The sequence below is a fragment of the Pseudomonas silensiensis genome (assembly GCF_050434865.1).
Classification (GTDB): domain Bacteria; phylum Pseudomonadota; class Gammaproteobacteria; order Pseudomonadales; family Pseudomonadaceae; genus Aquipseudomonas; species Aquipseudomonas fluorescens_W.
Map to the genome: position 1 here is coordinate 118,430 of NZ_JBNDJH010000004.1, position 24,053 is coordinate 142,482.

The window sequence follows — 24,053 nt, forward strand, 5'->3', positions numbered from 1 at the left end:
TGGCTCTCGTCAGCCATGTGGCCGGATAGCGCCTTGGCTTTTAGATCGAGACTGGCTCGATACAAATGGGAGTGAAGGTGGAGCTGGGGCATGGGAGCTTGGTCATGGTGAGCCTCGATTCTCTTATGTTTATTTTTTCTACCGTACCTAACTGGGCGCTGCATCGGAGGAGCGACTGTGCACAGTAGAAATCGTTGGTTGGGTACGTCCGATCTCATGGTTGGGAGGAATCGGATGAATCAACATTGACCTATATCATGACAAAGTGCAATATGACCCTCACAAAAACATTGCCCGTACAGCCTGTGAGGATTAGCCAATGCCTATGTCAAAGGGTCGAACCGTTACCGCAAACGGAATCGAATACCGTGTCAGTGATATCCGTGGGGTTGTAACTGACCTGGGCGGTGATTACGCGAAGCTGCCTTACAGCTTGCGAATCCTTGCCGAAAACGTTTTGCGTGGTGGGGCTGATCCCGAGGCCGCACTGAAAGTGATTTGTGCCCGCTCCAAAGATTTCGACATCCCATTCCGTCCAGCTCGGGTTGTACTCCAGGATCTGCTCGGTACGCCGGCACTGGTCGATCTTGCTGGTCTGCGTGATGCCGTAGCCGCAAAAGGCGGAAACCCACGGTTGGTAAACCCAGTTACTCCAACTCACTTAGTGGTGGATCACTCGCTTAATGTTGAGCGTTGGGGTGATGCCAGCGCACTCGCTGACAACGAGGCCATCGAGCGTGAACGCAATGCGGAGCGCTTCCAGTTCCTGGACTGGTGCAATAAGGCATTCAACAATCTTTCGATCATTCCGTCGGGCAAAGGCATCCTTCACCAAATCAACCTGGAACGACTGACCACTGTTGTCGGTACTCAGCGTCGCGACGGCGAACTGTGGGCATTCCCCGATACGCTTGTAGGCACCGACAGCCACACCACCATGATCAATGCCATCGGCGTATTGGGCTGGGGTGTCGGTGGTATCGAAGCTGAAGCGGCAATGCTGGGTAAATCCCTCATGCTGCGACTACCTGAAATCGTGGGTGTTCGTTTGGAAGGCGCGCTGCCTCAGGGCTACCTGGCAACTGACATCGCACTGGCTCTGACCGAACTGCTGCGTAAAGCCGGTGTGATTGGTTCGTTCTTAGAGTTCTTCGGTCCAGGCGTTCCGCAGCTATCGCTGGCAGACCGTGGGACACTGTCGAACATGGCACCGGAATTTGGTGCGACAGCTGCGATGTTTGCCATTGATGATCGTACTCTGCACTACCTGCGCATGACCGGTCGTGGCGGTCAGATCTCTGGTCTGACGGAAGCCTATGCTAGGGCACAAGGCTTGTGGCATGACAGCCTGTCTGAGGTTGAATACAACCGAGTCGTAACGCTCGACCTCAGTACCGTTGCCCGTTCAATTGCCGGCCCAAAACAACCGCACCAGCGCATCGTGCTGGGCCAGAAGGCGCCTGCAACCAACTTGCCTACCGTCCTCGATAATGGATCGGTCGTTTTGGCCGCGATCACCAGCTGCACCAACACCTCTAACCCACGCGGTGTAATTGCCGCAGGTCTGGTTGCACGCAATGCCCGTAAACGTGGCCTGAAACGAGCACCATGGGTGAAGACCTCCTTCGCACCAGGATCCATGGTGGTATCGGAGTATCTTGAACGTTCCGGACTGAATGAAGACTTGGATGACTTGGGTTTCAACCTCGTTGGGTACGGCTGCACTACCTGCAACGGTATGTCCGGCCCACTGCTGAGCACGGAAATCGAAGACGAAATTCGTGCTCGCAAGCTGGAAACTGTGGCCGCGACATCAGGCAACCGTAACTTTGAGGGCCGAGTTCACCCACTTGCGCGTGAAGTTTTCATCATGTCACCTCCGTTGATCGTGGCATATGCGATTGCAGGTACCTACCTGATCGATCCAGAAAAGGATGCATTGGGTCTCGATGACAATGGCGTGCCGGTTTATCTGCACGAGTTGTGGCCGAGCGATGAGGAGCTAACTCAAATCGAAGCGGATAATCTGACTGCCGATTTGTTCGACAAGGCCTACGAAGATGTTCCGCGTGAAGCGGGCTTGATTGCCAGCGATCTGCGCGCCGGTGTCAGCGATCAATATGCTTGGCAAGAGAACAGCACCTACATCCGCAAACCTCCGTACTGGAGCGATGCCGTCACTGCAACCGATATCAGCAAAGACCTCAGCAACATGCGCGTTCTCGCCATGCTGGCGGACAACATCACCACCGATCACATCTCGCCTTCTGGTGCGATTCTCCCGGAAAGTGATGCTGGTCAGTACCTGCAGTCGCACGGTATTGCGGTGCCTGACTTCAACTCCTACGGCACTCGTCGCGGTAACCATGAGGCGGCGCAGCGCGCCACTTTCGCCAGCCCGCGCCTGAAAAACGAACTGCTTGAAGACGGTCGTGAAGGCCCGTGGACTTTGCTGTTGCCTGAAAAAGAAGTCACCACAATTTTCCAGGCTGCCGAGGTATACGCAGATCGCAAACAATCATTGATCGTTGTGGCCGGTAAGGAATATGGCAGCGGCTCCTCTCGAGACTGGGCAGCAAAAGGCCCGCGTCTGCTAGGTGTCCGTGTTGTTGTCGCCGAAAGCTTTGAACGCATCCACCGCACCAACTTGGCAGGCCTGGGTATTCTCCCGCTGCAATTCGAGCAGGGTGGCTCGCGCCAGAGCCTAGGGCTGAACGGACGCGAAACTTTCAGCGTTGAAGGCATCACCGATGATTTCCAGCCTGGTGCGAAAGTCACTCTTGTGATCGAGCGCGAAAACGGTGAAACGGAGCACATCACCGTAGTGAGCCGTCTGGATACCTTCGAAGACGTTCGTTACTTCCGCAGCGGTGGTCTGCTGCCGCAACTGCTTATCGAAAGTATGAAGAACGTATCCGCTAGCTAAGTAGCGCTGATCTGCTTCAGGAGAATTTTGATGACTCAAAGACGTATTCCAGCTGTATACATGCGCGGCGGATCCAGCAAGGGTGTGTTTTTTCTCGACCAGCATCTGCCACCGGCAGGTGCCGAGCGCGACGCCATTTTGCTTCGTGTAATCGGCAGTCCAGATGTATACGGCAAGCAGATCGACGGTATGGGCGGCGCGACTTCCAGTACCAGTAAGGTGGTGATCATCGGTAAATCCACTCGCGAAGACTGCGATGTGGATTACTTGTTCGGCGCTCCGGCTATCCAAACTCCGGTCATTGACTGGTCAGGGAACTGCGGCAACTTGAGCTCGGCGGTCGGCCCATATGCGATCTCTGAAGGTCTGGTGGTTGCACCTCGCGATGGTATTGCAGTCGTCCGGATCTGGCAGGCCAATATCCAGAAACGAATCATTGCCCACGTACCAATGTGTAACGGTGAAGTTCAGGAAGAAGGCGACTTTGTCCTCGACGGTGTCGCCTTCCCAGCAGCCGAAGTTGTTCTTGAGTTTCTGAACCCAGGTGGTTCAGATGGCAGCATTCTGCCGACGGGCAATGCCGTGGATGAATTGGACATCCCAGGCATCGGCAAACTGTCCGTTACGCTGTTGAATGCAGGCAACCCAACCATTTTCATAGATGCTGAAAAGGTGGGGTTGATTGGAACCGAAACTCAAGACCGAGTGAATAGTGACACCCAACTGCTCGCGCAACTGGAGACCATCCGCGCTCATTGCACTGTGGCAATGGGCTTGGCGGAAAGCGCCGAAGAGGCGACACGTTTGCGTCCCCATACTCCGAAACTCTGCATGGTTGCCAAACCTCAAGCCTACCAGGCGGCTGGTGGCAAACAAGTAGAGCCGTGCGATATCGACGTCATCGCGCGCATTCTCTCAATGGGCAAACTTCATCATGCGATCACTGGTACCGGTGCCGTGGCTGTTGCTGTCGCAGCGGGTCTGGATGGCACGCTCATCAATCGCCTTGTCGGTGATATCGGTGATCGCCAGGTACGTATGGGCCACACCGCAGGCAGCGTTGCAGTTGGTGCGAAAACGGCGTTGGAGGACGGAGCCTGGGTGGTTGAAAAAGCTGTCATGAGCCGTAGTGCTCGCCGGCTGATGGAAGGCTGGATACGCATTCCCGAAACTCTCTGATTCAGCCCATGCTCATGCCGGCAACACCCGGCATGAGCGTCGCTGTTTCAACAATAAATACAACAGAGAACCACACCATGAGTTCATCCGAAACCCTTCGTCACTCGATGCTGCGCCGCCAATTTATTCAGCTATCGGCCATTGCGGCGGGTGGCGCGTTGGCTGGTGGTTTCACTCTCTCAGCCCATGCTGCCTCCACAAGTGATGAAAGCAAAATGATGAACAACAAACTTTCGCAGACCCCTAGGTTTGCTTATGTTGGATCACGCACGACCAAAGAGCGAAACGCGCGTGGCGTCGGCATTACTGTTTACCGCTATGCGCCTGAAACAGGTGCGTGCACGCTGGTTCAAACGCTAAATGAACTTGTGAATCCATCGTTTTTGGCCTTTGATCAATCCCAGACCCACCTTTACTGCGTGCATGGTGATCTGAGCGAGGTCAGCTCTTTTGACATCGATGGCAAGACCGGGGAGTTGACCAAGCTGAATACAGTGGGCACTCAGGGCAAAAACCCAGTACACCTGAGCGTTGATCCCACCAATAAATTCTTAGCCGTTGCCAACTACGCAACGGGTGGCTTCGCGGTCTTTCCGATCCAGGAAGATGGACGCTTAGGCGAGTTGGTTCATCTGGAGTCATTGCCTGGCGAACCCGGCCCCCACAAAGTAGAGCAAACGAGTTCCCATCCTCACATGATTCCTTTCGATCCGTCGGGACGCTTCCTGGTAATCCCCGACAAAGGATTGGACAGCATCTTTGTTTATCGCATGAACCAGAACAATGCGAAATATGGCGCTACTCAGGTCAGTTTGATCAAGTCCCGAGACGGCTCAGGCCCGCGTCATGTGGTTTTCTCGCGTGCGGGCAGAAACGCTTATGTGGTGAACGAGCTCGACAGCAGTGTGACGGGCTACGCCTACGATCCTGAGCAGGGCGGGTTAACTCCACAAGAGATTGTCTCCACGCTGCCTGCGAGCTTCACTGGCAACAGCCGAGCGGCGGCTATTGTGATGGCACCTTCAGGAAAGTATCTGTACGTGTCGAATCGAGGCCACGATACGGTGGCTACTTTCGCGCTTGAGCAGAGTGGCGCTTTTACCGCTAAAGGACACACACCGTCGCAGGGTCGCAAACCACGTTTCATGAATCTGACCCCGGATGGCTCTCGCCTTTTCGTAGCCAATGAAGAAACCGACACCATCGTTGCCTTTGATGTCGATCAGAGCTCGGGTTCGCTCTCTCCCAATGGTCAAGTCATCAAGACTGGCAGCCCTGTTTGCATGATATTTAAAACTGTCTGATCGACCGGTCCCTGGCTTGGAGAGCTCATTTTGATCGAACTCATAAACTCGCCAGGGCTCTGGCTGGCGGTGATGCAAATTGTCGCCATCGACATTTTATTGGGTGGTGATAACGCAGTCGTCATTGCACTGGCATGTCGAAAACTCCCGGAAATACAACGCAATCGCGCCATCATCGGCGGTGCATTGGGTGCGATTTTGTTGCGGGTCGGGATGATTTTCTTTGCACTCCAGCTGCTTGAGCTGCCCTATCTCAAGCTGATTGGCGCTGCTTTGTTGCTCTGGATTGGCATCAAGTTGATGGTGCCTGAGGGGGACGACGCCCATGACGACATGACGGCGAGCCCCAAGCTATTAGGCGCGGTCAAAACCATCATCGTCGCCGATGCAGTCATGAGCTTGGACAACGTCATTGCTGTTGCGGGTGCATCTAATGGGAAGCTTGAGCTAGTGATCTTCGGTATCGTCATCAGCATTCCAATCATCATTTGGGGCAGCAAGCTGGTGCTCCATTTCATGGATCGATATCCGATCGTCATCACCCTCGGAGCTGCTCTTCTTGGCTGGATCGCAGGGAGCATGGCAATCAGCGATATCAGCCTGCCATCGGTGCCCGCATGGGCACATTACGTCGCCGGTGCGGTAGGTGTGCTCTTGGTATTGATGATCGGAAAAATCATAGTCACCAGAAATGAGGCTAGCGAAAGCACGCCAGAAAATGAAAGGAGCGAGTTGCCATGAAATTTGACGGTGCCGATGTGCGAACGGATTTGGCGCCTCATGGCGTGCTCCGAGTTGCGATAAATCTTGGGAATCCTGTACTGGCCAAACAGGATGAGCATACTGGCGTTCTATCGGGTGTCTCGGTGGCTTTGGCTAACGTGCTCGCGGATGAACTCGGAATCTCTATTTCACTGACTCCTTACGATGCTGCTGGCAAGGTGTTCGCTGTGCTGGAAGAAGACGCATGGGATCTGGCTTTCCTGGCTATCGAACCCGTCCGGGCTGAGAAAATCGCGTTTTCGAATCCCTACGTGTGCATCGATGGTACTTACCTCGTGAAATCGGAAAGTCAGTTCCATCGAGCTTGTGATCTGGATGTCGGCGGAAACCGCATTGCTGTTGGTCGCGGGGCGGCTTATGACCTGTACCTGACTCGAACGTTAAAGGATGCCCAATTGGTGCGAGCAACCACCTCGACAGGCGCTGTCGATACATTCCTGGAAATGGGGCTCGAGGCTGCCGCAGGTGTTCGTCAGCCGTTGGAACGGTTTTCCAGGGCGACTCCAGGCGTCCGAGTATTGACGGATAACTTCACTGAGATTCGTCAGGCGATGGCCATTCCCAAACACCGCATCGTCGCTGCGCAATACGTCCAAGATTTCATTGGTCGGCACTTGCGAAGCGGCTTTGTCGCCAAAGCTTTCAGCGAAACCGGTGAGCGTGACGCGAGGGTCGTGCGTCCATCTGAGTAACTTCTACGTCAGCAGTTGGGGCTGCCCCCAAAAAACGGCTGATCTATTGGTTCTGTGATTTTAAATCAGTAGGTGAGGTGAAAGATCGCCTCGATTATCAACGTAAGTAGAAATGGCAAAGGCTGCTGGTGTCGTTGTGCAACGTCTGGAAAACTAAGGCGTAAAAGAAGAAAGCCTGGATTTGCTTGAGTCCTTGCGCAAGTCTCAGATCCGGCTGATTTGATACTACCCAGCTCTTTTGCCAGCGCTTCACATGCGAGACGAGGACAGCATGGCGACATTGAAGCCAGCGGCTGCCAGCCGCCGCGATATTACCGCGACGCTTAAAGTTAACCGCCAATGTCCGATCTCCTGAGTGAGAGCTCGCCTCTTTAATCGCCGTCTTTGAGAGCTGGCGGGAATGAAGCAGTATTAGTTGATTAGCGCTGTCGTACGACTTCCTCTTAGTACCTCCGAAACCCCAGCGCTTATCAAGTCATCCATGTACGAACTATCAAGAGTAACGGTACATCGGGTAATGACCGCCTAGTGGCTCTGCAGCAGAATTCTTGGCAAGCGAGACCGGTAACGGACCGGATCGCAATACAAGAACAATGACTCGCTAGAGGAGCCACCATGTTTGGTATTGATACCCTCGGCTACATCGGATTCACGGCGCGCGATATCGGCGCATGGAAGAAATTTGCCCCTGACGTGCTTGGCCTGCAGATTGGTCAGGAGCTAGAAGACGGCACTCTGGTACTAAGAGCCGATCTGCATCAGCGACGTATTATCATCCACCCCGGCGACCATGATGATGTGGCTTATGTAGGTTGGGAGTGCCGCAGTAGCGCCGACCTGAACCAGCTGCGCGATGACTTGCGCGCGGCGCAGATTCCCTTCGACGAGGTCGACATCGAAGCGGCGCGAGCTCTCAGCGTGCGGGAAATGATCCGCTTCCGCGATCTCGATGGTGTGCTGATCGAAGCGCATTACGGGCCGACCCTGCTGGCCAACCAACCATTCGTGTCGCCGGTCGGTGCGCGGCCGTTTCTTACCCAGGAACAGGGCCTAGGGCATCTGGTGCTGGCCACTGATCGCTATCAGGAGCAGATCGACTTCTACCAGCGCGTGCTGGGCTTCAAACTTACCGACTCACTGATGATCTCCGGCATCAACCGTGAGGCGATGTTCATGCGGGTCAACGAGCGTCACCACTCTCTGGCCATCGTCGACATGCCGCCGTCCAATGGCCCGCGTCTGCATCACATCCTGCTGGAAATGAATTCCCTTGATGAAGTGGGCTTCGCCTACAGCCGCGCCAAGGCGGCAGGTGCGCACATCCTCATCGACCTAGGCCGCCACGTGAACGACAACATGTTCTCGTTCTACGTGCTGACGCCGTCCGGCTGGTCGGTGGAAATCGGCTGGGGCGGCATCCAGATCGACGACGAAACCTGGCACGTGACCCATTACCCCACCAATAGCAGCTGGGGTCATGAGTTCCGCATGCCGCCCGCTTTTCAAGCCTCCAAGTGATGCCCATAAGGATTCGATTGTGACTACGCATACTTCCGAAAGCACCTCCCGATTCATCGAGATCGACGGCCTCAACATCCATTACCACGACACCGAAGTGGGCGATCGCGTGCTGGTGATGCTGCACGGTGGCGGCCCCGGCGCCTCGGCCTGGAGCAACTACCGCACCAACCTGCCGGCCTTCGCCGAGCAGTACCGTGTCATCGCCTTCGACGCCCCGCATTACGGCCAGTCGGACAAGCCGCTTAGTGCCTATCAGGACACCGATTTCTATACCGAACTGTTTGGCAAGGCGCTCGACAAACTGGGGGTGAAAAGCGCGGACTTCGTTGGTAACTCCATGGGTGGCACCATTTCCCTCACCTTGGCGATGACCCGGCCGGAGCTGGTGGGCAATCTGGTGCTGATGGGGCCGGGCGGTTCGCCGACCATGTTCACGCCAATGATGACTGAGGGCATCAAGATTCTCGGTGGCTTTTACCAGGGCGAGGGCCCGAGCCGCGAGAAGCTCGAAGCAGCGATGCGCATCATGGTCTACGACCAGTCGATGATCACCCCCGAGTTGATCGAAGCCCGCTACCAGGCCGCGACCCATCCCGATCTGCTGAAAAAACGTGAGTGGAAAGGCCACCCGATGCTCAACCTCTGGCAGCGTCTAGTGGGCGCCGACCTGCAGCATCGCACACTGCTGATCTACGGCAAGGAGGACCGGGTGATCCCGTGGGACACCAGCCTGCTGTTGCTGCGTCTGCTACCCAACGCCAGCCTGCACGTGTTCCCGCAGTGCGGCCATTGGGCTCAGCTGGAAAAGGCTGACGAATTCAACACCCTGGTGCATGGCTTCTTGGAGCAGCGCCATGAGTGATCATCAAACGCTGGCCAAGCGCCTGCGGAGCGCGTACCAGGGCGGGGCTGTGGCGCCGCTGCGTGACGGCCTGGCGACCGATGATGCGGCCGGTGCCTATCAGGTGCAGGCGATCAACACCCGTCACTGGCTGGAGCAGGGGCGGCGCATCGTGGGCCGCAAGGTCGGCCTCACGTCACTCTCGGTACAGAAACAGTTTGGCGTCGATCAGCCGGATTTCGGCGTGCTGTTTGATGACATGTGGCTGCCGGACGGTGGCATGCTGAGCCCGTCGGCCATGCTGCAGCCACGTGTCGAAGCGGAAGTGGCGCTGGTGCTGGCCCGTGACGTGACCAGCCTGACGGCTAACGAAGACGACATCGCAGCCGCCACGCTGCATGCGGTCGCCGCGCTGGAGATCGTCGACAGTCGGATTGCCGACTGGAAGATCAGCTTTGCCGACACCGTCGCCGACAACGGCTCTAGTGCCGGTTTCGTGCTGGGTCGGCAAAGCCACGGCCTGGCTGGGCTGGATCTGTACAGCTGCGGCATGGTGCTGGAGGTCAATGGCGCAGTGGCGTCGGTCGGTGCCGGCGCCGCCTGCCTGGGTCATCCGCTGAAGGCCGCCGCCTGGCTGGCACGCACCCTGGCTGCCGCTGGCGAGCCGCTGCGCGCCGGTGACATCGTGCTGACTGGCGCGCTCGGTCCAATGGTCAGCCTTAACCCCGGTGACAGTGTGATGGCGAAGATAGGCGGCCTGGGTACGGTTGCCTTCAGCTATGGAGACGCGACATGAGCCGGAAACTGAAAGTCGCCATCGTCGGCTCGGGCAATATCGGCACCGACTTGATGATTAAGGTGATGCGTAACGCCAAGCACCTTGAAATGGGCGCGATGGTCGGCATAGATGCCAACTCCGACGGCCTGGCCCGAGCCGCCCGACTGGGAGTGGCGACAACCCATGAAGGGGTCGAAGGCCTGACCCGCCTGCCGGTGTTTGCCGAAATCGACTTCGTTTTCGATGCCACCAGCGCCGGCGCCCACGTGAAGAATGACGCCTTCCTGCGTGGCATCAAACCGGGGATCCGGCTGATCGACCTGACGCCCGCTGCCATCGGCCCGTACTGTGTGCCGGTGGTCAATCTGGAGCAGAACCTCAGCCAGCTCAACGTCAACATGGTCACCTGCGGTGGCCAGGCAACCATCCCGATGGTCGCTGCCGTGTCGCGGGTGGCCAAAGTGCACTACGCCGAGATTATCGCCTCGATCGCCAGCAAGTCCGCCGGCCCCGGCACCCGCGCGAACATCGACGAATTCACTGAGACCACCAGCAAGGCCATCGAAGTGATCGGAGGTGCGGCCAAGGGCAAGGCGATCATTATCATGAACCCGGCCGAGCCGCCGCTAATGATGCGCGACACGGTATTCGTGCTCAGTGAAGCCGCCGACCAGGCGCAGATCTCCGCCAGCGTCGAGGAAATGGTTGCCGCCGTGCAGGCTTACGTGCCGGGCTATCGGCTCAAACAGACTGTGCAGTTCGACGTGATCCCCGAGTCGGCCCCGCTGAACATTCCTGGCCATGGTCGTTTTAGCGGCCTCAAGACCTCGATCTACCTCGAAGTGGAAGGTGCCGCGCATTACTTGCCGGCCTACGCCGGCAACCTCGACATCATGACCTCCGCCGCGCTGGCCACCGCCGAGCGCATGGCGCTGGCCATGGGAGCCTCGGCATGAGCAAGAAACTATATATCTCCGACGTGACCCTACGCGACGGCAGCCACGCGATCCGCCACCAGTACTCGATCCAGAACGTGCAGGACATCGCGCGCGCGCTCGATCAGGCCAAAGTCGACTCCATCGAAGTCACTCACGGCGACGGCCTGCAAGGGTCCAGCTTCAACTACGGTTTCGGCGCCCATAGCGATCTGGAGTGGATCGAAGCGGCTGCGGACGTCATCCATCACGCTCGTATCGCTGTGCTGCTGTTGCCGGGTATCGGCAGCGTGCATGACCTCAAGGCCGCCTATGACGCCGGCGCGCGCACCGTTCGCGTGGCCACGCATTGCACCGAGGCGGATGTGTCCAGACAACACATCGAGTACGCCCGTTCGCTAGGCATGGACACCGTCGGCTTTCTGATGATGAGCCACATGATTTCCGCCGAAGAGCTGGCGCGTCAGGGCAAGCTGATGGAGAGCTACGGCGCGCAGTGCATCTACATGGCCGACTCAGGTGGCGCCATGAACATGAACGATATCCGTGACCGCATGCGCGCGTTCAAGGCAACGCTGAGCCCGGAAACCCAGACCGGCATGCACGCCCACCACAATCTTAGCCTTGGCGTGGCTAACTCCATTGTCGCGGTGGAAGAGGGCTGTGATCGGGTCGACGCCAGCCTCTCCGGCATGGGCGCCGGCGCCGGCAACGCGCCGTTGGAGGTGTTCATCGCCGCCGCCGAGCGCCTGGGCTGGCATCACGGTACTGACCTCTACAGGCTGATGGATGCGGCCGACGATCTGGTGCGCCCACTGCAGGATCGGCCGGTCCGGGTCGACCGCGAAACCCTCGGCCTGGGTTATGCCGGTGTGTACTCCAGCTTTCTGCGTCACGCCGAAGTAGCCGCCGAAAAATACGGGCTGAAGACCCTCGACATCCTCGTCGAGCTGGGCAGACGGCGAATGGTCGGCGGTCAGGAAGACATGATCGTCGACGTGGCGCTGGATCTGCTCAAGGGCACCACACCTGGGACGAATAGCCGACCCAGATGACTGTCAGGTTTTACCTTTTCTACAAATCCCGCTGCGGGAACAACAAAATGAATAGGAACTCGGTAATGAATACGTCTACCGTGAAGACCCCGTATGACCTGCGTACCCCCGTTCTGATCGCCGGTGCCGGCCCTGCCGGGCTGACGCTTTCCTTGGCACTGAGCCGCTATGGCATTCCGCACATGCTGCTCGAGATGTTTCCTGGCGCAGCCCACACGCCGCGTGCGCACATTACCAACCAGCGCAGCATGGAAATCTTCCGCGACCTCGGCATCGAGGAGGCCATCAAAGCCAAAGCCACACCGGCCGAAGGCATGTGGAGCAATGCCTGGATTACTACTTTGTCCGGCCCGGAAGTCTATCGCTCCGAGGCCTGGGGCGCCGGTGAAGAACACGCTGCGCGGTACGCCCAGGCGAGCCCCTGCGGTATGTGCAATATCCCACAGAACATCATGGAACCTGTGCTGATTGAGGCCATCGAGGATGCTGGCGTTGCTGACCTGCGTTTCAGCCATCGCCTGGAATCCTTTGTGCAGGACGAGGAGGGAGTTACCGCCACCGTCGTCGAGGTGCAGAGCGGCGTGAGCTACCAAGTGCGTGCCGATTATCTACTGGGCGCTGACGGTGCCCGCAGCAAGGTCGTCGAGGCACTGGCCTTGCCGTTCGAGGGGCAGATGGGCATTGGTGGCGACGCGGGCATTGGTGAAGTCATCTACGTGTGGTTCAAGGGCGACCTGGCCCGCTACTGTGCCCATCGTCCGGGCGCGATGTTCTGGTCTACCGACATGTACAACGGCGCCACCTTCGTCAACGTCGCCCCTTGGGACGAATGGATCGCCGGCTGGAGCATGCCGCCGGGTATGACCTTTGATGGCGACCCCGAAACCATTCGCAAGCGCGTGCAGTCGGTAATCGGCGACAACACCGTGGATATCGTGGTCAAGGGCGTGTCGCGCTGGACCATGAACAAGATGTGGGCAACTCGTTATGGCGAGGGCCGGGTGTGGTGCATGGGCGACGCGGTGCATCGACACCCGCCGATGAATGGCTTGGGTTCCAATACGTCGGTCGCCGACGGTTACAACCTGGCGTGGAAACTCAAACTCTTGCTGGAAGGCAAGGCAGGGCCGGAGCTGCTCCAGAGCTACGAGCAGGAACGCCAGCCGGTGGGTGAGCGCATCGTCAACCGCGCCTGGGATTCGGCGATGGGTTTCTGGGGTCGCTTCTATGCCGAGTTTCTTGGCATTCACCCAGGCGCCACGCCGGATGAGGTCAAGCAGTCGCTGCTGCTACTGCACGAGGACGGCCCCGTGGGTGATGCCCGCCGCGCGGGTTTCGAGCGGCTCAAACAGGAAGTTTTGGACCCGGCGTTTAATGCCCTGGGCATCGAGTTGGGCTACCGCTACCGGACTGGCGCGCGGGTCGACGACGGCTCGCCGGAACCGCAGGTCGACGGTCATCCGGACGTCGCCTATACGCCGACCACCTGGCCGGGCGCACGCCTGCCGCATGCCTGGGTCGAGAAGGGGCGTCGACGTATTTCCACCCTTGACCTGGTCGGTCGCGGCCAGTTCGCGCTGCTCACCGGTCGCGGTGGTGGCGCCTGGTTTGAGGCCGCGCAGACCGTTCTTCGTGACAGCGGTGTGGTGATCAACGTGCTGCAGATCGACTCGCGCTTTGGCGCAGTGCGCGATCCCCTAGGCTACTGGGCGCGAGTGCGCGGTACCGACGCCGATGGCGCCGTGCTGGTCAGGCCGGATGGCCACATCGCCTGGCGGGCGCAGACTTCGGCCGGTGCTGCGGAGTTGCCGGCGGTGATGGCGCAGTTGCTTGATACCGCGCATTCCGCAGGTGCCGAACAGGTGAAGCTGCAACGCCCTGACCTTGCGCTCGCCGCGCACGGCTGATTGCTCAGGAGCCTAAAGATGAACAACAAACCCTTGGTCGATGCGTGGATCGACGTCCACGCACACTTCAGCCCGCCACGTTCGACCGAGCAATACTCGGCGATGTGGCAGGGCCTGCAGCAGGATCACTGGTCTGGAGAACAGCCGCCGGAGTGGTCGCTCGAAGAGCGTCTGGCCTACATGGACAGGGTCGGCATCAGCATGCAGATGCTCAGCATGGTGGCGACCAATCATTCGGTGCTGGAAGCGAGCAACCGCTACGGCGCTGAACTGGTTGCCCGTTACCCGGCGCGTTTCGGCCTGCTGGCAGGACTGCCCACCGACGACAGCGAGGCTGCTCTGCGCGAACTGGCGCGCACCGACGCGCTGCAGGCGGACGGGTTCGCGGTGTATTGCCAGTACAACGGCGTGTTTCTTTCCGACCCGCATCTGGAACCACTCTGGATCGAGCTCAATACGCGCCAGGCAGTCGTGTTCGTGCACCCCAATCACGCCGTGCCGGGAGAGTTTGCCCGGCCCGGCGTGCTGTTGGAGGTGGCCTACCAGACAGCGAGCGTCATCACCGACATGCTATATGCCGGCGTGTTCAGGCGTTACCCAGGCATCCGGTTCATTCTTGCCCATTGTGGCGGTGCGCTGCCCGCACTGTCGGGAAGGCTGATCCTGCTCGGCAACGAGTCCTGGGTGCCCAACCCGCAGCGAGTTTCCCAGCAGGAAATGCGCGAGCAACTGGCAGCGCTGTACTTGGATACCGCGATGAGCGGCTCGTCGCAGAGCCTGTCTGCGGGCCTGGCGATGACCTGCGCCGAACACCTGGTGTACGGATCGGACTGCGGGGCTCCATGCACCGCTGAACACACGGCCATCGCCAATATCGAGCAGATACTTGCTTTCAATGGGCTACGGCGTGAGCAGGTCGAGCAGATCGGCCGTAACGCGCTGGCGTTGTTCCCCCGCGCGGCGAAGAGAATTAGCGACGCTCGATAGCCCCCTGAACGAATTCCGGTTGACGGTATCGGGCTGTCTGCAGCTAGGCGTTCCACGGCGCCAAGCTGCAGGCCGCCATGCTCCGCTGTCAAAACAAACAAAACGACAAAACTAAAAAACTAAAAAACTAAAAACAACAAAAATAATCGAGGCAACCTTCATGCGCGCAAAACCAACACGACGCTTTGTTCCGTTTCTGGCCGGACTGGCGGCACTCTTCATGCTGAGCACCGCTCTAGCCGGCGAAACACCTATCTACGGTGGCCCTATCGGCGGGACCGACATTGGCGCCGCGTATCTACCCCCTCAGCCAGGGCTGTATATGGGCGCCGGCTATATTGGTGTCACATCCGATGACTACCGCGACGTCAAAGGCGACAAGGTTCCGTTCGACACCGGCTTCGATGCGTCGGCCGGTGTCGTCGGGTTCAACTATGTCTATGACACCAAGGTTTTCGGCGGCAGTATCGCCACCTCTGCGCAGTTTGGTTATGGCCGTCGCTGCGTTCGTTTCGGCGAGCGCAACTGCAGTTCGGGTACTGCCGACATCTACAGCGACCTGTTTTTCTGGAGCAAATACCTGGGTGGCGGCGAGGCGGGCAATACCACGTTGGCACCGCTGCCCTACGGTCTGACTCTTGGTGGTGGTCTAGGTCTCACCATGCCCACTGGGCGCTATGACAAACACGAGCCGGTCAACACCGGTGGCAACACCTGGATCGTCTCGCCGAACCTGGCGGTGAGCTATCTGACCGGGCCGAAGTACTCGCTGGGTGGCGATGGCACCGAGTTAAGTGCGCGGCTGTTCTATTCGATGCCGCAAAAAAACAGTGCCACCGACTTCGACGCCGGTACGGTGGTCAACCTGGACTGGGCGATCACCGAGCGCTACGGTAACTGGCAAGTAGGCATCGCCGGGCAGCAGGCCAAGCAGATCGACGGTGACAAACTTCCCGACGGCACCCGCACTAACGACAGCAAATTCTCCTCCGGCTCGGTCGGTCCGGTGGTCAGCGTGTTCCTACCCAGCCTTGGTAGCCAGCTCAAGGTGAAAGCGGCTGCCAACTACGATGCGGAAAACACCTTTTCCGGCTACAGCCTGGTGATGATCATGGGCTGGAAGGTTTTCTGAAGCCTACTACTGCCGCGTTCTCCACAAGGCCGGTCCCGCGGGGTGCCGGCTTTGTCGCGTGCACGCGGCAGAATTTTACCTCGTCAGGCGGGGCTTAGCTGCGACCTCAATGGCCTTTGCTCACGGGCACCCCCACCGCGGCATCTGGCCGACATAAAAGCCGATGGACGCCCTCGAAGGGGTGCGCTAATTTGTCGCAACAACAATAATCAGGCACGCCATGCCTCTCTGCTCGTGCAGTTGGAGAAAGAGTATGTCTCAGGTAGCCAAGGCTATTGCACCCACGCTGAAAGTCCCTGATCAAGGGCTTTTCAAGTACCGCGACGAGGTCATGTGGTCGCTTTCCAATCCTGCGCGTTACCTGCCTTCGGAAGCAATCGATCATCTCCTGCGCTCCATCCGGTTGTCCGCAGCCGTGCCGGGGCATGCCAACCTCACCGCACCGTTCGGCGTGGATGTCAGTTACGGGCCGGATACCTTCGTGATCTATGAGGCCTATCGCGGCCGGTGTGTGGTGGCGTTCGACGCACCGGTGGAGTCCGTGACCTTCTGTCAAGGTGACATGCTGGTGCTGCCCTGCCACACGCGCCACAGGATCATGGCGCCGGAGCACACGCCGTGCATCGACATTCGTGATCTGATGGCCAGGCAGGTGGAGCCTCATCTCATCGACGCACAGGGCCATCCCTCGCTCGGCCTGCTGCTCAATCAGCACGTAAATTATGGCGGCGGCGGTGAGTTGTTCGAACTGCGCATGGTCATCATGTTCGTCGACAAGCAGACTTCTGGCGCGCTGATCAACGGTTTGCCGGGGCCGATGCTGTTGAAGAACTTCGCCGACCAGCACCGCTCGCTGCTCAACGCTATACATGACGAACTCGACGTACAGCGCGTCAGCCAATCGATCACCCAGCCTGCCGCCATCCGCTTGACCGAAGCACTACTGACCATCGCCCTCAAGGAAGCCACCTCGCAACCGGACGCCGGACCAATCTACAAGGGGCTGGCCGATCCTGCTGTCGCGCGGGTGATTTCCGCCGTGCTCAAGGAGCCACACAGAGACTGGGACCTGCAGGATCTGGTCGAGATCGCCCACGTCTGTCGCTCTGCGCTGACCAGCCGATTCAGCGCCTCGGTAGGCATGTCGCCGCGGCATTTCGTGAGTCACGTGCGCCTTGCCCGCGCCAGTGAACTGCTTACCAACACCAGACTGAGCATCGCCACGATTGCCGAGAAAACCAACTACAGTTCGGAAGCCGCATTTAATCGGGCCTTCCGCAAGTGGTGTGGTTTGACCCCTGGAGCGATGCGGGAGACTTCAGCACAGAGTGCTTAGGGGTAGGCTCTGTAAGAAAAGAGATGCCTTACAGAGTTCCTGTCCGTAGATGGCTGGAAACAATACAAAAATTTCAGCTTCCGAGCGGGCGCCGATTGGATTTCTCGGGGTTTTATACAACATCTAATACGTTTTCACACAGCCTCGGCCAGGAACGGACATCCACACAATAGCCCGAATGGGTTGCCGAAGCCTCTGGTCCAGCCTCACGAAAATGCATGGTAAAGAATCAGGCTGTTGGCGCCTACGCCGAATTACCCCAGTTGCTGAGATTTCACTCACCCAGTCTGATTCCTCGCAAATCCTTGCCTATGCTGGATTTTTGAAGGTTTGGAGATGGGGACGTCTTGCCTCGGCAGGTGGGTCAATTAGCGTCGGTGTAGGGTCTTGTTTGTTGGAGGTTTTTTAAGCACCTCGTAAATCCGCAGGTGGAGTTAATAAAATACAAATACAAATGCGAATACGTATCGAATGCTAATGATGTGGTATACCATGCGCGGCGATTATTGGCATGTATGCCCCCCATTTGGCTATTTTCACAAGGCTTCCTCGATGCGTCGTACGTTGGTTTCTATCTGTGTGCTTCAGGCGTTTTCCGTTCCTTCCTGGGCGGAGCAAGCGACAACCGATAAAGCCAGCCTGGAGCTGCAAGCGACCGACATCGTCGGCACGTCGGCATACGAAACTGCCCAAGGGCCGGTGGAGGGCTATCGAGCAACCCGTTCCGCCAGCGCGACACGAACTGACACGGCGATTCATGAAACGCCGCAGTCCATCAGTGTGGTGACCAAGGACGTTGTGGATGACATCGGGGCAACCCGGCTTCAGGACGCGCTCGACTACGCCGGCGGAGTGGGCCGGGCTAACAACTTCGGCGGTCAGGGGCTGACCACTTTCACGGTGCGTGGATTTACCACCGGCGAGTTCTATCGCAACGGTTTTCCGATCAACCGTGGTTACCCGAACATGCCGGATGCGAACAGCATTGAGCGGTTGGAAGTGCTGCGAGGCCCCGCAACGACTCTCTATGGCCGTGGTGATCCTGGCGGCACATTCAATGTTGTCTCCAAGCAGCCTCTGGCTGAGCGCAGCGTGACGCTGGGCAGCCAGCTCGATGATCAGGGGATGCGTCGCGGCACGCTGGATGCCTCCGGCCCGCTTGATGAAGAGGGTCGCCTGGCCTACCGCTTGAACGTGGTGGGAGAGGGCGGTGATACCTTTCGCGATCATGTTGAAACCGAGCGTTATGGTGTGACACCGGTTATTTCCTGGCAGGCTACCGACGACACCAAGGTGATCTTAGAAGGCGACTTCATGCGCAACAATCACCCCCTCGATCGCGGTTTGACACGCTATCCGAATCAGATCGGCACCGCGTCGCGTGACACCTTCTTTGGCGAAAAAAACGTTGGCAAGTTGCATAACGACAACAACATGGCGCAGCTACGTTTCGAGCACTTCCTGAATGACAGCTGGACATTAGGCGGTGGTTTCCAGTGGCTGGACGGCACCTTAAAGGGCAATGCCATCGAAGCGAACGGCGTCGCTGCGGATGGGCGTACGTTGGGGCGCAACTTCAACTATCGCAAGCTGGAGTGGACAGACAAGGATACTCAACTGAACCTCACCGGACATTTCTCTGCCGGCGGCTTCGATCACACCCTGCTGACCGGAGTCGAGTACGAGGATTACGACTACAAGTCCATCATCCAGCGCTCCAGCGGTGCGGTGGGTGCCTACCCGATTGATATCTTCAATCCGGTGTATGGCCAGCCACGTCCGACCCTGACCCGCACGCCGACCAACGACAAGGAAAATCTCAAGACCTATGCCGCCTTCGTTCAGGATCAGGTGGCGTTGACTGAGCGCTTGAAAGTCTTGGCAGGCGCGCGTTTCGAGCGCTTCGAGCATGACTACGAAACCTTCGTTCCGGGTGGCAGGAGCTGGGAAGCGAGCGACAATGCAGTAACGCCGCGTCTAGGTGTGCTGTATGACCTGACCGATACCGTGGCGGTGTATGCAGATACCGCGCGCTCCTTCAAACCTAACAGCGGGGCCAGTCGAGTGGGCGGCGGCTTTGAACCGGAAAAGGGCAAGTCCTACGAGATGGGTATCAAATGGGAAGCCCTGGATCGTCAGTTGAGTGTGGACGCGGCGATCTACCAGATTGAAAAACGCAATGTCCTGACCACCGATCCCGTGGACTCGACCTTCAGCGTGGCCGCTGGCGAAGTGCGCAGTCGTGGATTTGATTTGAACGTGGCGGGCAATGTCACCCCAGAGTGGCGGGTGATTGGCGGCTATGCCTATGTCGATGCCGAGGTCACCAAGGACAACGTGATCCAGTCGGGTACTCGGTTGATGAATATTCCGAAGAACAGCTTCAGCCTGCTCAACGTTTACGAATTCCAGGATGGCAGTCTGAAAGGGCTGGGTCTGGGTGTGGGTGGCAAGTACGTCGATGAGCGCGCAGGCCAGACGGCCAACACAGCATTTTCGATGGGCAGTTACACCGTCGTCGACTTGCTAAGCTTCTACAAGATCAACGACAAGGTCAGGGTGAGCCTGGATGTGAGGAACGTGTTCGACCGGGATTATGAGGAAGGCGCTTTCGGCAATGTCTACGCTTACCCTGGTGCACCGAGAACAGTGCAGGTTGGTATTTCCTACACCTTGTAACCTTACGGACTTCCGCAAATACTCGCACCTCTGATCCGAGTACCATGCGCTGTGTCTGCTCTTCTATTTGATATCCAGGCATAGCGCTATAGTCCTCGCGAAGTCACTTAAAAAGCCCCCAAATTTTCACCACTCGGATGCCTATAAATGGGATGGCGCTGAGGATCATCTCTATTTCAGCAGGGCTGCCGGGATATTTTTCGTATACGCGGTGCCCCACCGCGTTCCAGTCGTACCATTGGAAAAGCTCAATGAGGGTACACATAGAGGTAGAGGAATTTTTTGATCTTAAAAACTCCTTTTTTTCAACGACAAAGCGCAAGGTTCGATTCCTGTCTCGCTGCCTGGCGGCTGCGTGCCTGATACCGGGGACTATTGCCAATAAAATTGCTCAGGGAATAATCCCGCCTGAAGTGTGTTTTTCGGATATCGAAGTGAGCATCGAAAATCCTGCAGGCAGACTGGACGCAACCGTTGTTGCAAGGCTGGAAGGCAGTAAAATCGAGATTTGCAGTGCGGCATATCGACGTAGTGCGCAAATCCTGATGCGCGGTAGTGTTAGGCTCTACCGCACTTCTGCCGAATTGATTGGCGCTATGGGTGGCTGAAGGAATGGCTATACACCGCACACTCAGTGCCGCCACCAACCATCTATTGTCGCCAGTAGGGTTGCGGTCGGAATTGATCCTGTAGAAATCGCAAAAAGTTGCGCGTTCGCGCAGGCAGTCCCTCGCGTTGATGCGTCAGCGCAACGATATTGGCATCTGGCAGCTTCCAACCCGGCAGTAGTCGTATCAACGTCCCATCCGCCAGCGCATCAGCAACATCCCATTCAGAACGCATGATGATGCCGTGGCCTTCGCACGCCCATTGCCGGATAACGCTTCCGTCGTTGCAGCTCAACGCCGGACGAATGCGCACGTTGAGGGTGTTGCGTGCGCGTGTGAAATGCCAGAGCGTGACGTCTTCGTTGTTTTCACGTAGCGCAATGCAGGGCAGGGCAGCCAGCTGGTCGGGGTGTTCCGGTAGACCGTGCTGCTCAAGAAAGGCGGGTGAAGCGCATACGTACCGACGGTTGGGGGCAATGGAATGGCCCACCAAATTGGAGGCGCGCAGTTCTCCAATATGGATAACGACATCAAACCGATCCGCCGCTTCGACCATCGGTTGCTCGGACAAACTCAATGCTATCTCTACGTCTGGGTGCAGGCGCTGGAAAGCCGCCACCGCGGGCGCCACGTGCAGGCGCCCGAATCCGAACGGTGCGTTGACTTTCAGCCTGCCAACGAAGCCACTGCGTCGTTCATGCAGGTCCGCCAACAGAGTATCGAACTGCTCGACCAGCTCTGCCCCACGCAGGCACAAGAACTCGCCCTCATCGGTAAAACGCAGCTGACGGGCTGACCGGTCCAGCAATCGAATCGACAGTTTTTTCTCCATTTGCTGAAGTCGCTGGGTCACCGCCGAGGGCGTCAGACCCAGCTTGCGTGACGCGGCCAACAAACTCTCGCTCTCCCGGATGACCAGGAGAAAACGAATATCAAATGTCTCGTTCATTAAGAATCACTGAATATTAGAATTAGTATTATTAAATTTTAATCTGAAACTGGAGGCTTAGAATAGCGCCATTCCAGGAGACTAAACATGTCAGCACTCACTCATATCGAAACCCCCGCCCTATTGCTGGATCGCGATCGACTCGACGCCAACATCCAACGGATGCGCAATAAGCTGGCAGCATTCAACGTGGTATTGCGTCCACACGTGAAGACCAACAAATCGCTGGAAGTCACCGAGCGCCTGTTTGCAGGCGGGCGCGGGCCCATCACGGTTTCAACCCTGCGAGAGGCCGACTTCTTTTTCGAGGCCGGGTTTACCGACATTTTGTATGGCGTTGGCATTGCACCCAACAAATTCGCACACGCCGCCGCGTTGATCAGCAAAGGCGCGCAACTCAAGCTGGTTCTCGACAACCTGGACACCGCCAAGTTGCTGGCCGACTTCGCCCAAACGTCGGGGCATATTTTTGAGGTCTTGCTGGAAGTCGATTGCGACGGCCACCGTTCCGGCCTCGGCCCGCAATCACCGCTGTTGGTGGAAATCGCGCTGTTGTTGCGAGCCAACGGCGTCAGACTCTGCGGCGTAATGACTCACGCCGGCAAGTCCTACGACAGCCAGTCGATCGCCGAAATAAGAGCCTGCGCCCGACAGGAGCGCGCGGCGATTGTCGATGCCAGCCAAATGCTGACGCGTGCGGGTTTCAACCTGTCGATTATCAGTATCGGTTCAACGCCCACGGCGCTTTTTACCGAGGATTTATCCGGTGTGACTGAAGTTCGTGCGGGGGTGTTCGCCTTCTTCGATCTGGTCATGGCGGGTCTGAGTGTGTGCCAGGTGCAGGATATTGCGGTCTCGGTTCTGACGACCGTTATTGGTCATCAGGCTGAGAAAGGCTGGATCATTACCGATGCAGGGTGGATGGCACTTTCCCGTGATCGTGGTACCGCCAGGCAAACGGTCGATCAGGGATATGGCGTCGTGTGTGACGCCGCCGGCCAACCGATGGATGACCTGATTGTCAGCTCCACAAATCAAGAACACGGAATCATTTCATCGCGGGCCGGGACGCTTGAACCCGAGAGCTTGCTGCCGTTGGGCACGCTTTTGCGGATCTTGCCGAATCACGCCTGCGCCACGTCGGCGCAGCACGGTGGTTATCACGTTTTCAGTGAGGGACGCAGTCTCGGTTACTGGCCACGCATCACCGGCTGGTAATTCATTCATTCACCAGAATTCAAAACTTGATCGGTCAAGGTGGGCACATGAAGTTGATTACAGCAGAGAAGCTGCCTGTACCGGGTGGGCATTACTCGCACGGTGCAATGGCAGGAAAACTTCTTTTCATTTCCGGCCAGTTGCCGTTTCCACCGGATGCTCATGAATTTCCTGATGGAATAGAAGCCCAGACTCTTCAGGCAATGGCCAATATACAAGCGGTGCTTCAAGCCGCGGGTGCGTCGTTGAGTCATTTGGTCAGCGTACAAATCTACATCGTTGATGTTGCCTATTGGCCGATCGTCAACCTGGCTTATTCAACGCTAATGGGCGCGCACCGTCCCGCAAGAGTAATTATCCCGTGTGGTCCGCTCCATCATGGGGCTTTGGTGGAAATTTCAGCAGTCGCTGAACTTGCATGACTCTAAAGAAGGGCAGTCGTTATGAATTCAATTGAAAACAATGATCAGCAGGCTCCAGTCAAACTCGTCCTGTTCGATTTACTCACCGCTTTGCTCGACTCGTGGACGCTTTGGAATTCCGTTGCAGGCTCCGCTGAGATGGGGCGTACCTGGCGCATGGCTTATTTGAAGGCGACTTACGGCTGTGGCGCTTACCGGCCTTATGAAACGCTGGTCGAAGAAGCTGCGATCAGTGTAGGGCTGGGTAAAGAGGCCGCGCAAAATCTGGAGGCACGCTGGACCGAGTTGCAACCTTGGCCAGAGGCCAAACGCGTGCTCACCGAGTTGGCGCCGCACTACAAATTGGGCGTGGTCACCAACTGTTCGGAGCGTTTGGGACGCATCGCGGCGGATCTTCTCGGAGTGCCGTTCGACGTGATTGTCACTTCTGAACAGGCCGGTTTTTATAAACCCGATCCGCAACCTTACAGACTCGCCCTGCAAGTAGCCGGTGTCGAGCCTGCTAACGCCTTATTCGTAGCGGGTTCAGCCTACGATTTATTTGGTACGGAGAAAGTCGGTTTGCCAACCTTTTGGCACAACAGAATAGGGCTCGACGCTCCCGACGGTGCGCCTGATCCACTCATCATGCGTCCGACCCTCGATAGCCTGCTTGAGGATATTAGAAGCCTGAGCAAGTAGTGCTGCTGATCGCCGTCCTGCGCCCCGTCACTCTTTAAATCAACACCGGCAGGGGTAGTGCTAACAAAGGCGTCTCCGCCGGGCTCTTGCAATAGGCCGCCAACGCACGCGGTTGTTCCT

General features: G+C 57.7%; 20 protein-coding genes and 1 pseudogene. 20 read left to right on the top strand and 1 reads right to left on the bottom strand.

Going from position 1 to position 24,053, the window contains the following annotated elements:
- The first annotated feature begins 325 nt into the window (after positions 1-325).
- From acnA to QF010_RS07205, 17 genes and pseudogenes are all read left to right on the top strand, one after another.
- Entirely contained in the window at positions 326-2,926 is a 2,601-nt protein-coding gene (acnA, locus tag QF010_RS07125) for an aconitate hydratase AcnA (protein ID WP_429532878.1), read from the top strand.
- A 30-nt stretch (positions 2,927-2,956) separates the two neighbouring features.
- Positions 2,957-4,105, top strand: a complete 1,149-nt coding sequence (prpF, locus tag QF010_RS07130) for a 2-methylaconitate cis-trans isomerase PrpF (RefSeq protein WP_429532736.1) — start codon at positions 2,957-2,959, stop codon at positions 4,103-4,105.
- Between the two features lie 77 nt (positions 4,106-4,182).
- Positions 4,183-5,409: a lactonase family protein gene (locus QF010_RS07135; RefSeq protein WP_429532737.1), complete on the top strand. Its 1,227-nt coding sequence runs from the start codon at positions 4,183-4,185 to the stop codon at positions 5,407-5,409.
- A gap of 30 nt (positions 5,410-5,439) precedes the next feature.
- Complete coding sequence (locus QF010_RS07140; RefSeq protein WP_429532738.1) at positions 5,440-6,150, top strand: TerC family protein; 711 nt, start codon at positions 5,440-5,442, stop codon at positions 6,148-6,150.
- Positions 6,147-6,884 carry a transporter substrate-binding domain-containing protein gene (locus tag QF010_RS07145; protein WP_429532739.1) on the top strand — a complete coding sequence of 246 codons (738 nt, stop codon included), beginning with the start codon at positions 6,147-6,149 and terminating at the stop codon, positions 6,882-6,884. The genes QF010_RS07140 and QF010_RS07145 overlap by 4 nt, the downstream gene beginning before the upstream one ends.
- 112 nt (positions 6,885-6,996) lie before the next feature.
- Positions 6,997-7,104, top strand: a pseudogene (locus tag QF010_RS07150) (hypothetical protein); the annotation flags it as partial.
- A 395-nt stretch (positions 7,105-7,499) separates the two neighbouring features.
- Entirely contained in the window at positions 7,500-8,402 is a 903-nt protein-coding gene (locus QF010_RS07155; protein WP_429532740.1) for a VOC family protein, read from the top strand.
- A gap of 19 nt (positions 8,403-8,421) precedes the next feature.
- On the top strand, positions 8,422-9,267 hold the full coding sequence (locus tag QF010_RS07160) for an alpha/beta fold hydrolase (protein WP_429532741.1): 846 nt from the start codon (positions 8,422-8,424) through the stop codon (positions 9,265-9,267).
- The gene (locus QF010_RS07165; RefSeq protein WP_429532742.1) at positions 9,260-10,042 is read left to right on the top strand and encodes a 2-keto-4-pentenoate hydratase; all 783 of its coding nucleotides are present in this window, start codon (positions 9,260-9,262) and stop codon (positions 10,040-10,042) included. Before QF010_RS07160 ends, QF010_RS07165 begins: the two co-directional genes overlap by 8 nt.
- Positions 10,039-10,980 (top strand): acetaldehyde dehydrogenase (acetylating), encoded by a 942-nt coding sequence (locus QF010_RS07170; protein ID WP_429532743.1) that lies wholly within the window; start codon positions 10,039-10,041, stop codon positions 10,978-10,980. The genes QF010_RS07165 and QF010_RS07170 overlap by 4 nt, the downstream gene beginning before the upstream one ends.
- Positions 10,977-12,014, top strand: coding sequence for a 4-hydroxy-2-oxovalerate aldolase (gene dmpG / locus QF010_RS07175; protein ID WP_429532744.1), 1,038 nt, complete (start codon positions 10,977-10,979; stop codon positions 12,012-12,014). The genes QF010_RS07170 and dmpG overlap by 4 nt, the downstream gene beginning before the upstream one ends.
- Before the next feature lie 65 nt (positions 12,015-12,079).
- A complete protein-coding gene (locus tag QF010_RS07180) occupies positions 12,080-13,921 on the top strand; it encodes an FAD-dependent monooxygenase (protein WP_429532745.1) in 1,842 nt (613 codons plus the stop codon).
- An 18-nt stretch (positions 13,922-13,939) separates the two neighbouring features.
- Complete coding sequence (locus tag QF010_RS07185) at positions 13,940-14,908, top strand: amidohydrolase family protein (RefSeq protein WP_429532746.1); 969 nt, start codon at positions 13,940-13,942, stop codon at positions 14,906-14,908.
- A 160-nt stretch (positions 14,909-15,068) separates the two neighbouring features.
- Positions 15,069-16,040, top strand: a complete 972-nt coding sequence (locus tag QF010_RS07190; protein WP_429532747.1) for a SphA family protein — start codon at positions 15,069-15,071, stop codon at positions 16,038-16,040.
- A 253-nt stretch (positions 16,041-16,293) separates the two neighbouring features.
- A complete protein-coding gene (locus QF010_RS07195) occupies positions 16,294-17,376 on the top strand; it encodes a helix-turn-helix transcriptional regulator (RefSeq protein WP_429532748.1) in 1,083 nt (360 codons plus the stop codon).
- A gap of 552 nt (positions 17,377-17,928) precedes the next feature.
- The gene (locus QF010_RS07200) at positions 17,929-20,055 is read left to right on the top strand and encodes a TonB-dependent siderophore receptor (protein ID WP_429532749.1); all 2,127 of its coding nucleotides are present in this window, start codon (positions 17,929-17,931) and stop codon (positions 20,053-20,055) included.
- Positions 20,056-20,306: 251 nt separating this feature from the next.
- Positions 20,307-20,663, top strand: coding sequence for a hypothetical protein (locus tag QF010_RS07205; protein WP_429532750.1), 357 nt, complete (start codon positions 20,307-20,309; stop codon positions 20,661-20,663).
- A gap of 43 nt (positions 20,664-20,706) precedes the next feature.
- Here the strand turns inward: QF010_RS07205 and QF010_RS07210 are convergent, their stop codons facing one another.
- Positions 20,707-21,612 carry a LysR family transcriptional regulator gene (locus QF010_RS07210; protein ID WP_429532751.1) on the bottom strand — a complete coding sequence of 302 codons (906 nt, stop codon included), beginning with the start codon at positions 21,610-21,612 and terminating at the stop codon, positions 20,707-20,709.
- A gap of 87 nt (positions 21,613-21,699) precedes the next feature.
- On the opposite strand from QF010_RS07210, the gene QF010_RS07215 reads away from it, so the two are divergent.
- From QF010_RS07215 to QF010_RS07225, 3 genes are read left to right on the top strand one after another with little or no spacing between them, the layout of a single operon-like run.
- Positions 21,700-22,830, top strand: coding sequence for an alanine racemase (locus QF010_RS07215; protein ID WP_429532752.1), 1,131 nt, complete (start codon positions 21,700-21,702; stop codon positions 22,828-22,830).
- A 47-nt stretch (positions 22,831-22,877) separates the two neighbouring features.
- Positions 22,878-23,252, top strand: coding sequence for a RidA family protein (locus QF010_RS07220; protein WP_429532753.1), 375 nt, complete (start codon positions 22,878-22,880; stop codon positions 23,250-23,252).
- 21 nt (positions 23,253-23,273) lie between these two features.
- Entirely contained in the window at positions 23,274-23,933 is a 660-nt protein-coding gene (locus tag QF010_RS07225; protein WP_429532754.1) for an HAD-IA family hydrolase, read from the top strand.
- Positions 23,934-24,053: the final 120 nt, after the last annotated feature.